At 74.2% G+C, this 14,405-nt stretch carries 10 protein-coding genes, 4 tRNA genes and 1 other RNA gene; 6 read left to right on the top strand and 9 right to left on the bottom strand.

Features of this window, described 5'->3' with window-relative positions; translation table 11 throughout:
• Positions 1–163 precede the first annotated feature (163 nt).
• A tRNA-Ser gene (locus ABD954_RS16315) sits at positions 164–251 on the bottom strand.
• Positions 252–370: 119 nt separating this feature from the next.
• On the opposite strand from ABD954_RS16315, the gene ffs reads away from it, so the two are divergent.
• From ffs to ABD954_RS16285, 6 genes are all read left to right on the top strand, one after another.
• Positions 371–465, top strand: an RNA gene (ffs, locus tag ABD954_RS16310) — signal recognition particle sRNA small type.
• A 414-nt stretch (positions 466–879) separates the two neighbouring features.
• Complete coding sequence (locus ABD954_RS16305) at positions 880–3,090, top strand: DNA polymerase III subunit gamma and tau (RefSeq protein ID WP_345486760.1); 2,211 nt, start codon at positions 880–882, stop codon at positions 3,088–3,090.
• A 61-nt stretch (positions 3,091–3,151) separates the two neighbouring features.
• A complete protein-coding gene (gene purD, locus ABD954_RS16300; protein WP_345486759.1) occupies positions 3,152–4,420 on the top strand; it encodes a phosphoribosylamine--glycine ligase in 1,269 nt (422 codons plus the stop codon).
• A gap of 347 nt (positions 4,421–4,767) precedes the next feature.
• Positions 4,768–6,693, top strand: a complete 1,926-nt coding sequence (locus tag ABD954_RS16295) for a hypothetical protein (RefSeq protein WP_345486758.1) — start codon at positions 4,768–4,770, stop codon at positions 6,691–6,693.
• 173 nt (positions 6,694–6,866) lie between these two features.
• A complete protein-coding gene (locus tag ABD954_RS16290) occupies positions 6,867–8,327 on the top strand; it encodes a N,N-dimethylformamidase beta subunit family domain-containing protein (RefSeq protein WP_345486757.1) in 1,461 nt (486 codons plus the stop codon).
• 80 nt (positions 8,328–8,407) lie between these two features.
• Positions 8,408–9,307, top strand: a complete 900-nt coding sequence (locus ABD954_RS16285) for a phosphoribosylaminoimidazolesuccinocarboxamide synthase (protein ID WP_345486756.1) — start codon at positions 8,408–8,410, stop codon at positions 9,305–9,307.
• Between the two features lie 47 nt (positions 9,308–9,354).
• On the opposite strand, the gene ABD954_RS16280 is transcribed toward ABD954_RS16285, so the two are convergent.
• The 8 genes from ABD954_RS16280 to ABD954_RS16245 all read right to left on the bottom strand — a co-directional run bounded on the left by ABD954_RS16280 (position 9,355) and on the right by ABD954_RS16245 (position 14,149).
• Positions 9,355–9,430 (bottom strand) — tRNA-Gly (locus ABD954_RS16280).
• A 22-nt stretch (positions 9,431–9,452) separates the two neighbouring features.
• Entirely contained in the window at positions 9,453–10,067 is a 615-nt protein-coding gene (locus ABD954_RS16275) for a response regulator (RefSeq protein WP_345486755.1), read from the bottom strand.
• Positions 10,064–11,506, bottom strand: a complete 1,443-nt coding sequence (locus ABD954_RS16270; protein WP_345486754.1) for a sensor histidine kinase — start codon at positions 11,504–11,506, stop codon at positions 10,064–10,066. The genes ABD954_RS16275 and ABD954_RS16270 overlap by 4 nt, the downstream gene beginning before the upstream one ends.
• A gap of 44 nt (positions 11,507–11,550) precedes the next feature.
• Entirely contained in the window at positions 11,551–12,330 is a 780-nt protein-coding gene (locus ABD954_RS16265) for an ABC transporter permease (RefSeq protein ID WP_345486753.1), read from the bottom strand.
• Entirely contained in the window at positions 12,327–13,307 is a 981-nt protein-coding gene (locus tag ABD954_RS16260; RefSeq protein WP_345486752.1) for an ABC transporter ATP-binding protein, read from the bottom strand. The genes ABD954_RS16265 and ABD954_RS16260 overlap by 4 nt, the downstream gene beginning before the upstream one ends.
• Positions 13,308–13,460: 153 nt before the next feature.
• A tRNA-Gly gene (locus tag ABD954_RS16255) sits at positions 13,461–13,533 on the bottom strand.
• A gap of 81 nt (positions 13,534–13,614) precedes the next feature.
• Positions 13,615–13,686, bottom strand: a tRNA-Gly gene (locus tag ABD954_RS16250).
• A gap of 121 nt (positions 13,687–13,807) precedes the next feature.
• The gene (locus ABD954_RS16245) at positions 13,808–14,149 is read right to left on the bottom strand and encodes a histone-like nucleoid-structuring protein Lsr2 (RefSeq protein WP_345486751.1); all 342 of its coding nucleotides are present in this window, start codon (positions 14,147–14,149) and stop codon (positions 13,808–13,810) included.
• Positions 14,150–14,405 lie beyond the last annotated feature (256 nt).

Genomic DNA, 14,405 nt, shown 5'->3' with positions numbered 1-14,405 from the left:
CGTACAAGAGGCAGGAGCCAGGCTTGCGGGGCGGAGCGCGGCCCCGGCCCGAGGCGCGGCGCGACCAGTCGCACCTTCCGGCTCGTCCGTGCCACTGTCCAGAAACGTCGAAGGGCCCCACCGTGAACGGTGGGGCCCTTCGACATCGTGCCCGGTGAGGCACTGGCGGAGGATACGAGATTCGAACTCGTGAGGGGTTGCCCCCAACACGCTTTCCAAGCGTGCGCCCTAGGCCTCTAGGCGAATCCTCCGGGGAGAACATTACATGACCGGGAAGGGTGCTTGCGAACGTGCTCCGGAGCGGGGTGCGGCCGAAGGGCGCAGGTCGCCGGGGGTGGGCGAGCAGGGGTGTGGATCGGGTACCCTGGGCGGAGCCCCTCACGTGGCGCTATCTGACTGAACTCCCCCAGGGCCGGAAGGCAGCAAGGGTAGGTCGGCTCTGGCGGGTGCGTGAGGGGCGTTTGCGTTCCCGGGGAGGGTGGCGGCGACCCGGGGTCTCCGAGAGTCCGGCGCCGCCCGTCGGCCCCGGTTGTTCCCGGGCGGCGAGCGCGGGGGGCGTCCCCCTGCACGGGTCGTGTCCGGGCCTTGGTTCGGGCCTCGGTCCGGGCCTCGGACAGGGCCTCGGTCAGAGCCTCGGTCCGGGCCTCGGACAGAGCCTCGGTCAGGGTCTCGGTCAGGGCCTCATGTCCGAGTCTCGGTACCGTCGGGCGGCGCGGCCGGCACGGGGTCTACGGCGCGCCGGTTGCCTCGCCGTGGCGCGGCCGCGACCGGGTCTCCGGCGCGCCGGTCCACTCGCCGTTGATCGTCCCCGCTCGCTCCGGCGGGCCCGTGCATCCGGTCGTTCCCGGGTTGTCGGTGGGCGCCTATAACCTCGTATACGTGTCGTCTCTCGCGCTGTACCGCCGCTACCGTCCCGAGTCCTTCGCCGAGGTCATCGGGCAGGAGCATGTCACCGACCCGTTGCAGCAGGCCCTGCGGAACAACCGGGTCAACCACGCGTATCTGTTCAGCGGACCCCGTGGCTGCGGAAAGACGACCAGCGCCCGGATCCTCGCGCGGTGTCTGAACTGCGAGAAGGGCCCCACTCCGACCCCCTGCGGGGAGTGCCAGTCCTGCCGGGACCTCGCGCGCAACGGGCCCGGTTCGATCGACGTCATCGAGATCGACGCGGCCTCACACGGTGGTGTGGACGACGCCCGTGACCTGCGGGAGAAGGCGTTCTTCGGGCCGGCGTCCAGCCGCTACAAGATCTACATCATCGACGAGGCCCACATGGTCACCTCGGCGGGCTTCAACGCCCTGCTGAAGGTGGTCGAGGAGCCGCCGGAGCACCTCAAGTTCATCTTCGCGACGACCGAGCCCGAGAAGGTCATCGGCACCATCCGGTCGCGCACCCATCACTACCCCTTCCGGCTCGTGCCGCCCGGCACCCTGCGGGAGTACCTGGCCGAGGTCTGCGGGCGCGAGGGCATCCCCGTCGAGGACGGGGTGCTGCCGCTCGTCGTGCGGGCGGGGGCCGGGTCCGTGCGTGACTCGATGTCCGTGATGGACCAGCTGCTGGCCGGCGCCGCCGAAGACGGTGTGACGTACGCCATGGCCACGTCCCTGCTCGGCTATACGGACGGGTCGCTCCTCGACTCGGTGGTGGACGCCTTCGCGGCCGGCGACGGCGCCGCGGCCTTCGAGGTGGTCGACCGGGTGATCGAGGGCGGCAACGACCCGCGCCGCTTCGTCGCCGACCTCCTGGAGCGGCTGCGGGACCTCGTGATCCTCGCCGCCGTGCCGGACGCGGCCGAGAAGGGCCTGGTCGACGCCCCGTCCGACGTCATCGAGCGCATGCAGGCCCAGGCGTCCGTCTTCGGCGCCGCCGAGCTCAGCCGCGCCGCCGACCTGGTCAACACCGGGCTCACCGAGATGCGCGGGGCGACCTCGCCGCGCCTCCAGCTGGAGCTGATCTGCGCGCGCGTGCTGCTGCCCGCCGCCTTCGACGACGAGCGGTCGGTGCAGGCCCGCCTCGACCGGCTGGAGCGCGGGGCCGCCGCCGCGCCGCCCGCCGCCGTCTTCACGACCACTTCGCCCGCGCCGCAGATGGGGTACGTGCCGACGGCCGAGGCCCACGTCCCGGCCCCCGCCGCCCAGCCCGCGGCCCCGGCCCCCGCCGCGGTGCCGCCCGTCCAGCAGGCGCCCGCGCCCGCCCCGCAGGCCCCCGCCCCGGCGGCCACCCCCGCGCCCGCGCCGTCCCCGGAGGCTCCTCGGCCCGGTGCCTGGCCCGGGGCCGCGCGGCCCGGTGGCGGTGCCCCCGGCGCCTGGCCCGGAGCCTCCGCCTCCCAGGCACCGGCCCCGTCACCCGCCGCGCAGCCCCAGGCCCCGGCCGCCCCGCCGCAGGCCGCCGCGTCCGGGCCCGCCGCCTCCGGCGGCATGGCCGCGGGCGCCGCGCAGGTGCGCAACATGTGGCCGTCGATCCTGGAGGCGGTGAAGAACCGGCGCCGCTTCACCTGGATCCTGCTCTCGCAGAACGCGCAGGTCGCCGGCTTCGACGGCACCACCCTCCAGCTCGGTTTCCTCAACGCCGGCGCCCGGGACAACTTCGCGAGCAGTGGCAGCGAGGACGTACTGAAGGCGGCCCTCGCCGAGCAGTTCAACGTGCACTGGCGGATCGAGGCGATCGTCGACCCCTCGGGCGGCGCGAACCCGCCGCCCGCCGCCGGAGGCTTCGGCGGCGGCCGCCCGGCCGCACCCGCCTACCAGCCCGCGTCCGGCTACCAGTCCGCCGCCGCTCCCGCGCCGGGGCACGCCCCGCAGGCCCACGCCCCCGCGCCCGTACAGCCCCAGGGCCCCGGCCAGGGCCCCGGTCCGGGCCAGGGGCAGGCCCAGAACGCGGCCTCCGCGCCCGTACGGCCCCAGCAGCCGGCCCACCAGGCCCCCGCGCCCGCCCCGGCGCACACCCCGCAGGCGCCGCCGCCGGTCGCCCCCGAGGACGACGTGCCCGAGGAGGACGACCCGGACCTCGTCGACTCGGCTCTCTCGGGCCACGAGCTGATCGTGCGCGAGCTCGGCGCCACGGTCCTGGAGGAATACACGAACGAATAGGACCGTCTCGCTCGGTGGCCCGCACAAGGGGCATCCCGCCCCGCGGGCTACCCTGGCTGGCGTGAAGGTCCTCGTCATCGGCGGCGGCGCCCGCGAACACGCCCTGTGCCGCTCTCTCTCCCTCGATCCCGACGTCACCGCTCTGCACTGCGCGCCCGGCAACGCCGGAATCGCGGAGGTCGCCGAGCTCCACCCCGTCGACCAGCTCGACGGCGACGCCGTCGCCGCGCTCGCGACCGAGCTCGGCGCCGGACTGGTCGTCGTCGGCCCGGAGGCACCGCTCGTCGCGGGCGTCGCCGACGCCGTCCGCGCGGCCGGCATCCCGGTCTTCGGCCCCTCCCGGGAGGCGGCGCAGCTGGAGGGCTCCAAGGCCTTCGCCAAGGACGTCATGGCCGGCGCCGGCGTGCCCACCGCGCGCAGCTACGTCTGCACCACCCCCGAGGAGATCGACGAGGCGCTCGACGCCTTCGGCGCTCCCTACGTCGTCAAGGACGACGGTCTCGCGGCCGGCAAGGGCGTCGTGGTGACCGAGGACATCGAGCAGGCCCGAGCGCACGCGCTCGCCTGCGACCGGGTCGTCATCGAGGAGTACCTCGACGGCCCGGAGGTCTCCCTCTTCGCCATCACCGACGGCACCACCGTCGTCCCGCTGCAGCCCGCGCAGGACTTCAAGCGCGCGCTCGACGGCGACCAGGGCCCCAACACCGGCGGCATGGGCGCCTACTCGCCGCTGCCCTGGGCCGACCCCAAGCTGGTCGACGAGGTCATGGCGACCGTCCTGCAGCCGACCGTGGACGAACTGCGCCGCCGCGGCACCCCGTTCTCCGGCCTGCTGTACGCGGGCCTGGCCATCACCGGCCGCGGGGTGCGGGTGATCGAGTTCAACGCGCGCTTCGGCGACCCCGAGACGCAGGTCGTGCTGGCCCGGCTCCGGACCCCGCTGGCGGGCGTCCTGCTGCACGCGGCCAACGGCACCCTCGCCGACCAGCCGCCGCTGCGCTGGAGCGACGAGGCGGCCGTCACCGTGGTCGTCGCCTCCCACAACTACCCGGGCACCCCGCGCACCGGCGACCCCATCGAGGGCTTGGCCGAGGTCGCGGAGAAGGACGCCCCGCACGCGTACGTGCTGCACGCCGGCACCCGGCGGGACGGTGACGCGATCCTGAGCGCGGGCGGCCGGGTCCTCTCGGTCACCGCCACCGGAACGGACCTGACCGAGGCCCGCGAGCGCGCCTACGCGGCGGTCGGCCGTATCCGCCTTGACGGTTCGCAGCACCGTACGGACATCGCGGAGAAGGCCGCCCGGGACGCCCGGAACGCCCGCGGCTGACCTCCGCCCGACGGCCCGGGGCCGGCGCCCCGGAGCCCGCCGTCCCGGGGTCGGCGCCCCGGGACCGACGGCCGCCGGGGCGGTGGGCCCCGGCACGAGAACGCGCGGCCGCGCAGTGAACCGCACGGCCGCGCCACCGTCATCACCTTTGCCCAAAGCCATTCCATCGAGTGACGACTCGGCCATCCGGATGACGCCCGCCGAAGGCCCAACTAGGGTGCGGCGAAGGCGTTCCGCCGATGTTCCGGCACTTGGCCCTACCGACATTGCGATGTCAGTGGCGGGTGCCACAGTGGGGGAGTGAGCAACACCGCCACGGGCAGTCCCGACGAGGGCAGGAGGGGGTGATGTACGGCGTGTCCGGTATCGGATCCGCGACCGGCGAGGAGCTCGGCGCGCGCGCCGCGCGAGCCCGGGCCCTCGCGGTGCTCCGCGTCCGCGGCAGGGCCCTGGGCCTCGCGGTGCTCCCCGCCGCCGTCGCCGTCGTCCTGTACGCGGGCGGCGTCACCGGCCGTCTGACCGGCCCCGGCTGGGACACCGCCCGCTGGGTGGTGACCGCCCTCGCCGTGGTCGTCCTGCTGGTGGCGGCGGCCGTCGCCCTGGTCGTCGCCCGGTCCCGGCCGGCCGTGACGCCGACGGTGGAGCTCGCCGAGAGCTCCGCCCCCGATCTGTACCGTCTCGTGCGCGACCTCGCCGACCGGCTCGGCGTGCCCGCGCCCTCCGCGATAGCCCTCACCCCGGACTGCGACAGCTGGCTGGAGGACCGCTCCCACCCGGCGCACGGCCGCCGGCACCAGGGGAGCGCGCCCGGCGACGCGCCCGTCCTCGTCATCGGTTCGCCGTTCCTGTGGTGGATGAGGGTCGGAGAGCTGCGCGCGGTCCTCGCGCCGGTCGTCGCCGGTACGGGGCCCGCCGCGCACCCCGACATAGCCGCCGCCCGTCGCTTCGTCCGGGGCCTGGACGCCGCGGTGGCCGCGCCCCGCCGACCCGGCCTCGACCCGGTCCGCAGGCTGGGCGCGCAGGGCGTGGGCCGGCTGGCCCGCGTGATGCTCGAGAGCTGCCGGGGCCATGCCGCCGAGATGGAGCGGGGCGTCGCCGCCGCCGGTTCCGAGCGGGCGCAGTCCGTCGACTACGGCGTACGGATCGTCGCCCAGGAGCAGGTCGGCCTCGCCTACGCCGGCTGGGACCGGCTGCTCACCCGGGTCGCGCTGCCCGCCTGGCGGATGGGCCGCTGGCCCGCCCGCCTCGACGCCGGCGTGGTCTCGGCGCTGACCGAGCTCTCCCGCCGCGACCGGCTGGCCGACGGCTTCGCCTCCCGCCTCGGCGAGCGCCCCGCCTGCGACCTCCTGGAGGAGCCGGGCGCGGTCGACGAGGCGACCTCGCTCCTCGCCGCCCAGCTTTTCCACGGTGCCCCGCCCGAATCCGGTCCCGACTGGGCCCCGGTGCAGTGGACCGACTACGCGGACGAGGTCGTCGACCGCACCTGGCGCGCCGACGCGGCCCGCCTCCACCACGTCCTCGACCGCCTGGACGGCAGCCCTCCGCCGCTCTCGGGCCCCACCGGCTCCTCGGGCCCCGCGGGCTCCCCGGGCCCTGCGGAGTCCTCCCGTCCCGCGGGCTCCCCGGACCCCGCGGAGTCCTCCCGTCCCACGGGCTCCTCGGACCCCACCGGCTCTTCCCACCCCTCGGGCTCCGCGCGCCCCGGGGACCTCTCGGTGGTCCCTCCCGAGACGGCCGCTGCGTCGACCGCCCCCGCACCCACCGCCTCTGCGTCGACCGCCCCCGCACCCACCGCCCCCGCACCCACCGCCCCCTCCGACCTCGGTGCCGCGCCCGAAGGGCCCACGCTCGCGCGGGTCATGGCGCATCTAACGGTGCCACAGGGAGGGGCCGACGGCGGGAGCGCGGCCGATGTGCTGGCGGCCGCGCTGACCGCGCAGGCGGCGCGCGAGCAGAGCCGGCGGCCGGTCGTGCCGGCGGCCGAGGGCCCCGACGGGCCGGTGGCGCTGTTCCCGTTGCAGCCGCCCCGCAGCGGGCGGGACCTGCTCGCCGACCACGTGGCCGCCATGGTGTGCTGCGCCGCCGTGGACACGGCGGAGGCGGAGCCGGGCCTGGACTGGCTGGACGGTCCGGCGCTGTTCGTCCGCGGCAAGCGGAGCACGGATCTGTCCGCCGTGGTGCTCGCCCTGGTCGAGGACGGTGACCCGGGCCCCCTGAGGGCCTGGCTGACCAGGACCGGAGTCCCCCCGGAGAAGCCCGTCCGGCTCGTCTGAGCCGGAGGGTCAGGTTCCACTCTCGTCAATTCACGACGAACGGTGACGGAGTGCGTGCGTTATGTGATGTGCTGGAGACCGGCACTGACAGAGGCACGATCCAGCGGCATCGACCAGCCGCACCGAAAGGTCACCACGGACCACGACCGGGGGAGTCGAGGGAGGGGCGCAGCATGGGGGCGGAGCAGATCAGGCGGTGGGAGTCGGGTGCGCTCGCGCACGCCGTGTCGGATCCCTTCGGCCAGGGCCCGCTGCCCTGGCTGCGCGGCTCGGAGAACTACTTCGACGACACCGGCCAGATGGTCCCCTGGTACGCGGACGAGACCCTGGCCCGCGGGGGCGGCGGCGGCCCCCGCACCGCCGACGACGTGCACGGCCAGATCAAGGGCTTCGTGTCCACCGGCGCCGTCGCCCCCGGCGAGGCGATCGACTTCCACATCACGGTGGACCCGCCGCAGCAGTTCTCCGTCGACGTCTACCGCATCGGGCACTACGGCGGCGACGGCGCCTCCAAGATCACCACCAGCCCCCGGCTCTCCGGCATCGTCCAGCCGGCCCCGCTCACCGCCGACCGGACCGTCTCCTGCCACCACTGGTGGCAGTCCTGGCGGCTGCAGATCCCCTCGTACTGGTCGATCGGCGCGTACGTCGCCGTGCTCACCACCGTCGACGGCTACCGCTCCCACATCCCCTTCACGGTCCGCGACAGCCACCCGGCCGACCTGCTGCTCGTGCTGCCGGACGTGACCTGGCAGGCGTACAACCTCTATCCGGAGGACGGCCGCACCGGCGCCAGCCTCTATCACGCCTGGGACGAGGAGGGCCGGCTGCTCGGCGAGGAGGAGGCGGCCGTGACCGTCTCCTTCGACCGTCCGTACGCGGGCGCGGGGCTCCCGCTGCACGTCGGGCACGCCTACGACTTCATCCGCTGGGCCGAGCGCTACGGCTACGACCTGGCGTACGCGGAGACCCGGGACCTGCACGCGGGCCGGGTGGACCCGAGCCGCTACCGGGGCCTGGTCTTCCCGGGCCACGACGAGTACTGGTCGGTGCCCATGCGCCGTACGGTCGAGCTCGCCCGCGACCAGGGCACCTCACTCGTCTTCCTGTCCGCCAACACCATGTACTGGCAGGTGGAGCTCGCCGCCTCGCCGTCCGGCGCGCCGGACCGGCTCCTGACCTGCCGCAAGCGCCGGGGTCCCGGCCGCGCGGCGCTGTGGCGGGAGATCGACCGGCCGGAGCAGCAGCTGCTGGGCATCCAGTACGCGGGGCGGGTGCCCGAACCGCACCCGCTGGTGGTGCGGAACGCCGGGCACTGGCTGTGGGAGGCCACCGGCGCGGGCGAGGGCGACGAGATCCCGGGCCTGGTCGCCGGCGAGGCCGACCGCTACTTCCCGCGCACCGCGCTCCCCGAGCACGAGAGCCGCATCCTGCTCGCCCACTCGCCCTACCGCGACGGCGAGGGCGCGCGGCGGCACCAGGAGACCAGCCTCTACCGGGCCCCGTCGGGCGCGTGGGTCTTCGCCTCGGGCACCTTCGCCTGGTCGCCGGCGCTCGACCGGCCGGGCCACGTGGACGCCCGGATCCAGCGCGCCACCGCCAATCTGCTCGACCGGATCTGCAAGCGGGACTGACCGGCGGGCCCGCCGGTCGCGGCCGCGTCCCGGTGAGGGAGAATCGGACACGCTCCTGGATCAACCTACGCGGAGGAACCGTGTCCGGATTCGTAGAAAAGCCCGAGCCCGTCCAGGTCCCGGGCCTGACCCATCTCCACACGGGCAAGGTCCGCGACCTGTACCGCGACGAGGCGGGCAACCTGGTCATGGTGGCGAGTGACCGTCTGTCCGCGTACGACTGGGTGCTGCCCACCGAGATCCCCGACAAGGGCCGGGTCCTCACCCAGCTGTCGCTGTGGTGGTTCGACCGGCTCGCCGACCTGGTCCCCCACCACGTCCTGTCCACCGACCTCCCGGCCGGCGCCCCCGCCGACTGGGCGGGCCGCACCCTGGTCTGCAAGGCGCTGGACATGGTCCCGGTCGAGTGCGTGGCCCGTGGCTATCTGACCGGTTCCGGCCTGGTCGAGTACGAGCAGTCCCGCACGGTCTGCGGCCTCGCGCTGCCCGAGGGCCTCACCGACGGCTCCGAGCTGCCGGCCCCGATCTTCACCCCGGCGACCAAGGCCGCCGTCGGCGACCACGACGAGAACGTGTCGTACGAGGAGGTCGCCCGCCAGGTCGGCGCGGAGACCGCCGCGCGGCTGCGGCAGACCACGCTCGCCGTCTACAGCCGGGCCCGGGACATCGCGCGCGAGCGCGGGATCATCCTGGCCGACACCAAGTTCGAGTTCGGCTTCGACGGCGAGTCCCTGGTGATCGCCGACGAGGTCCTCACCCCGGACTCCTCCCGCTTCTGGCCGGCCGACCAGTGGCAGCCGGGCCGCGCCCAGCCCTCGTACGACAAGCAGTTCGTGCGGGACTGGCTGACCTCGCCGGCCTCCGGCTGGGACCGCAGGAGCGAGCAGCCGCCGCCGGCCCTCCCGCAGGACGTCGTCGACGCCACCCGCGCCAAGTACGTCGAGGCGTACGAGCTCCTCACCGGCAACACCTGGAGCTGAGCGGGGCACGAGAAAGCCCCCGGTCGGATCGACCGGGGGCTTCTTCGTGGAGCGGACGACGAGATTCGAACTCGCGACCCTCACCTTGGCAAGGTGATGCTCTACCAACTGAGCCACGTCCGCCTGCGCCGTAGCGCGCAGCTAACTATACCCAACCTTTGGACCGCGCGAGACGCACCGCCGTGTGCCGGTTCTCGGCTCCGAGCTTCGCGGCGGCGGAGGAGAGGTAGTTGCGGACGGTTCCGGGGGAGAGCGAGGCCCGTCTGGCGATCTCGGCGACGGGCGCGCCGTCGGCGGCGAGTTCGAGGACCTCGGCCTCCCGGGCGGTGAGCGGGGAGTCGCCGGCGGCGATGGCGTCGGCCGCCAACTCCGGGTCCACGTAACGGTTTCCGTCGTGCACGCTACGGATCAGCTCGGCCAGTCGCCGGGCGCTGACGGTCTTCGGCACGAAGCCGCGGACGCCGGCGGCGAGGGCCCTCTTGAGGTGCCCGGGGCGGCCGTGACTCGTCACGATCATGGTTCTGCAGCGAGGCAGTTGGTCCCGCAGGGATGTGGCCACCATCACACCGTCGGCGCCCGGCATCTGGAGATCGAGGACGGCGACGTCCGGTTCGTGGGCGAGCGCCATGGCGAGCGCCTCGGGCCCGGACGCGGCCTCGGCGACGACAACCAGGTCGTCCTCCAGGGCGAGCAGGGCCGCGAGCGCGCCCCGGATCAGATGCTCGTCGTCGGCGAGCAGGACGCGTACGCGCGCGGTCACGACGCCGTCTCCTTCCTCGAATTCCACGGATCATCGCTCGGGCCGTCCGTACCGGTGCCGCGTACGGACATCCCGCCGCCGCCCCCGACCTGGGCCCCGCCCCCGGGTCCTCCCCCGCTGCCGGCCTCCCTCCGGGCCCCGGCCCCGCTCCCGGCCCCAGCTCCGTTCCCGGCCCCAGCTCCGTTCCCGGCCCCAGCTCCGTTCCCGGCCCCGTCCCTGAGGGGCACCCGGGCCGTCACCCGGAACCAGCCGTCCTTCTGCGGTCCCGCCTCCAGGGTGCCGTCCACCTCCGAGAGCCGTTCCCGCAGCCCCGCGAGTCCCGACCCGGTCCGCCGGGCGGGCCCGGCGCCGTCGGCCGGCTCCCGTACGCCGTCGTTCTCGACGACCAGCAGCACCGCACCGTCCTCCGTCCGCAGCGCTATCCGGCAGCGCCGTGCGTCGCCGTGCCGCAGGACGTTCGTCGTGGCCTCCCGGACCACCCAGCCCAGCGCCGACTGCACCTCGCCGGGCAGCTCGACGCCGATCGGCCCCGTGACGCAGCCGATGCCCGCCGCGGCGAGGACGCCCCGGGCGCCCTCCAGCTCCACCCGCAGGTCGGCCTCCCGGTAGCCGCGGACCACGTCCCGCACCTCGCGCTGGGACTCCTGGGCGATCCGCTGCACCTCGGTCATCTGGGCCACCGCGTCCTCGGCCCGGCCACGCCGGGCGAGCTGCACCGCCAGTTCGCTCTTGAGCGCGATCACCGACAGGTTGCGGCCCATGACGTCGTGGAGGTCGCGGCCGAAGCGCAGCCGTTCCTCGGCGACGGCCAGCCGCGCCCCGAGGTCGCGGGACCGCTCCAGCTCCCACACGATCCGCAGCAGCCAGCCGGAGAACCCGCACGCGAAGACCATGGCGCCGCCGCTCACCGGAACGGCGAACGCGTACGCGACGACCTGCGGCCAGTCCAGGCCGACCGCGAGCGCCGAGAGGCCGGCCGTGAGGGAGGCGAGCAGCACGGTGCCGGCCATCCGGCGCGCCGAGCGCAGGCACACGGCCACCGAACCGAGCGTGAAGGCCGCCGTGCCGACGACGACGGCACCGGCGATGCCCGCGTCCTTCAGCGTGCCCGTGGACTGCAGCGCCATGAGCGCCACCGCTCCGAGCGCGGTCACCGCGATCAGCACGGCGGCGAGCCGCACGGGCCGTTCCCGCCGGTCGAGCTGCCAGCCGAGCGCGCGCGAGGAGAGCACCGCGCACAGGACGGCGTGCGCGACGACCAGCAGCGCGATCACCGCGGCCGGGAGGGCGCCGATCTTCCCCTCGGCGTTGCTGGCGAGCGGGACGAACGCGACGCCGCCGACCTCGAGCAGAGGGAAGAGGTGGAAGGTCCACCGCGTGTACAACTCGACCTTGGCCGCGCTGCTGCGACCGCTCCACCACCCCGTCAGCCTCGACACGGCCGACCCCCGTTCTTCCTGAGCTCCCCGAGGAGGGTGCCCGACTAGCGCCGCGGCTCCCAGCGGAACCACTTCCGGACAGCAAACACGCTCAGCACGATCCAGGCCACCGTGGTGAGGGCCGCGCCCAGCAGCTCCTTGCCGCCGATCCCGCCCGCCCCGCCGGTGCCGAGCCAGCCGGCCCGGACGAGTTCCATCACGCCGCTGAGCGGGAGCAGCGAGCAGACCGAGGCGACCGGGTCCGGCAGCGACTCCACGGGCACCATCAGGCCCGAGCCCATCGCGGAGACCAGGAAGAAGGGCAGGGTGGTCAGGCCCGCGCTCTCCACGGACCGGGTGATCACGGTGGTGAGGGCGGCCAGCGCGGCCAGCAGCCCGGTCCCGGCCAGGACGCCGAGGAGCAGCAGGTCGGGGCGGCGCGGGGCGCCGGCGCCCAGGGCGGCCGGGCCGAGGGCGGTCAGCACCGCGCACTGGACGAGCGCGATCGCCGCGGCCGGGAGGGCGCCGCCGAAGAGGATCTCGGTGTCACGGGCCTCTCCGGTGCGCAGCCGCTTGAGGACCAGTTCCTCGCGGCGGGCGACGTAGGTGGCGACGAGGTTCATGTAGACGACGAGGACGAGGATCATGCCGGTGCCGCCGATGGCGGTGGCCTCGGCGAGGCCCAGGGGAAGGCCGCCCTCGTCCATGCCGCCGAGCGAGGTGCGCAGCAGGAAGACCATGAGCACCGGCATGAGCAGGGCGACGAAGAGGTTGTTCCGGTTGCGGCCGAGGAGGGTGAGCTCGGCCCGTCCGAGGGCGGTCAGGCGCGTGGCGGTGGCGTTCATCGGGCCTCTTCGTGTGCGTGCGGGCGGGCGGGGGCGGTGGCGAGACCTCCGGGGGCTTCGGCGAGACCTCCGGTGAGGTCGTCGGCGCGGGAGGCGATCTCCAGGAAGGCTTCCTCCAGCGAGGCGGACCGGGCGTCGAGCTCTTCGAGCCGTACGTCCGCGGCCCGGGCCCAGCCGAGCAGTTCGCCGAGCGCTTCCTGGAGGTCGTACGTGCGGATCTCCACCCGTCGGCCGTACGCGGCGGCCTTCAGGCCGAGCGGCAGCCGTTCGTGTCCGGTGCCCTCGGGGAGCCGGAAGCGGATCCGGGCGGGCCGGGCGGCGGTGACCTCGGCGGGGGTGCCGGAGGTGACGATCCGGCCGCGGTGCATGATCGCCAGCCGGTCGGCGAGGGTCTCGGCCTCCTCCAGGTAGTGGGTGGTGAGGAGGACGGTGGTGCCTTCGTCGCGGAGCCGGCGGACCAGGTCCCAGGTGTCGCGGCGGCCCTCGGCGTCGAGGCCGGTGGTGGGTTCGTCGAGGAAGAGCACCTCGGGGCGGCCGAGGAGGGCGAGCGCGAGGTCGAGCCGGCGTCGTTCGCCGCCGGAGAGCTGCTTGATCCGGACGCGGGCGCGGTCGGTGAGTCCGACCGCGGCCAGGGCCTCGCCGACGGGCCGGGCGCCGCTGGTGCAGCCGGCCCACATGCGTACGGTCTCGGCCACGGTCAGGTTGGAGGGGAAGCCGCCTTCCTGGAGCATGACGCCGATGCGGGGGCGGACGGCGGCGCGTTCCCGGTACGGGTCGTGGCCCAGGACGCGGGCGGTGCCGCCGGTCGGGGCGGCGAGGCCCTCCAGGAGTTCGACGGTGGAGGTCTTGCCGGCGCCGTTGGTGCCGAGGAGGGCGAAGACCTCGCCCCGGGGCACGGTGAAGGAGATCCCGCCGACGGCCTCGAAGCCGCCGGAGTAGGTCCGGTGGAGGCCGTCCGCCTCGATCGCAGGTGTCATGCGTCCAGGCTCGCGCCGGTCGCGGGCCGTCGGCAGTGCGCGCTGTCACCGGGGCGGCTGACAAATGTCATGGAGGGCGCCGTGGAGGGGCGCGCCGGGTTTTCGGATACGACGAAGGCCCCGGTTCCTGAGAACCGGGGCCTTCGCTCCCTGAGCGGACGACGAGATTCGAACTCGCGACCCTCACCTTGGCAAGGTGATGCTCTACCAACTGAGCCACGTCCGCATTGCTCCCGACCGGCTTTCACCGGGCGGTGCGAGCACCACTCTACCAAACGCACCGGAGTGCTCGGTAACCGTGATGCAGAGCGGGTGACAGGGATCGCACACTGCGCCTTCCCCCTGGAAGGGGGCTGTTCTGCTACTGAACTACACCCGCACGCTGCGTGAGGTCCGGCCCTGCGGCCTCGCCCCTCGGCGTGCTCCAGACTCTAGCGGATCATGGGGGGTGCGGCGCAAATCCGGGTCGCGGTCCCGCCGTGGCCGGGAGGGCCGCGGGGTCAGCCGGCGGCCTGGAAGGCTTCGTAGACCCGCTTGGGGATCCGGCCGCGGGCGGGCACGTCCATCTTGTTGGACTGGGCCCAGGCGCGGACGGCCGCCGGGTCGGGGGCGAGCGCGGTGTGCGTGTAGTCGCTCCGGGCGGCCGGGGCCGGCCTGCCGTCCCGCCCGTTCAGCCGGCGGCCCGCGGCGAGGTAGGGCGCGAGGGCGTTGCGCAGTTTCTTTGCATTGGCGGGATTCAGGTCGATCTCGTACATCTTCCCGTCCAGGCCGAACTCGACCGTTTCCGCCGCTTCTCCGCCGTCGATGTCGTCGAAGAGGGTGACCACCACACGCTGAGCCACGGATATCGGTCCTTTCTTGGGGATCGCCGTCTCCCGAACGGTGCCATCACCACCCTGACGTGCTGTGATGCCGTCATCGCGGCCACCCCTGGCAAATACTGTGCCGTTCTGTATTCCTTTGTACAGCGCGGGGTATCGCATGGGGAAGCCCAGGCAATTGTCTCCGCGTGTCCCGCCTTATTTCGCTGGAATTCAGCGGGGTGTCGCCTCCTGGCCTTTGTAGGATCCTTCAGGCTTCTACCCGCGTAGAATTTGG

The sequence above is a fragment of the Streptomyces roseoviridis genome (genome assembly GCF_039535235.1).
GTDB classification, from domain to species: domain Bacteria; phylum Actinomycetota; class Actinomycetes; order Streptomycetales; family Streptomycetaceae; genus Streptomyces; species Streptomyces roseoviridis.
This window is presented reverse-complemented; position numbering and strand designations above follow the sequence as displayed.

What these genes read in the sequence shown, in the direction of transcription:
- ABD954_RS16295 (WP_345486758.1), top strand. Translation starts at nt 4,768, where the DNA reads ATGTACGGCGTGTCCGGTATCGGATCCGCGACCGGCGAGGAGCTCGGC.
- ABD954_RS16290 (WP_345486757.1), top strand. Translation starts at nt 6,867, where the DNA reads ATGGGGGCGGAGCAGATCAGGCGGTGGGAGTCGGGTGCGCTCGCGCAC.
- ABD954_RS16265 (WP_345486753.1), bottom strand. Translation starts at nt 12,330, where the DNA reads ATGAACGCCACCGCCACGCGCCTGACCGCCCTCGGACGGGCCGAGCTC.
- ABD954_RS16260 (WP_345486752.1), bottom strand. Translation starts at nt 13,307, where the DNA reads ATGACACCTGCGATCGAGGCGGACGGCCTCCACCGGACCTACTCCGGC.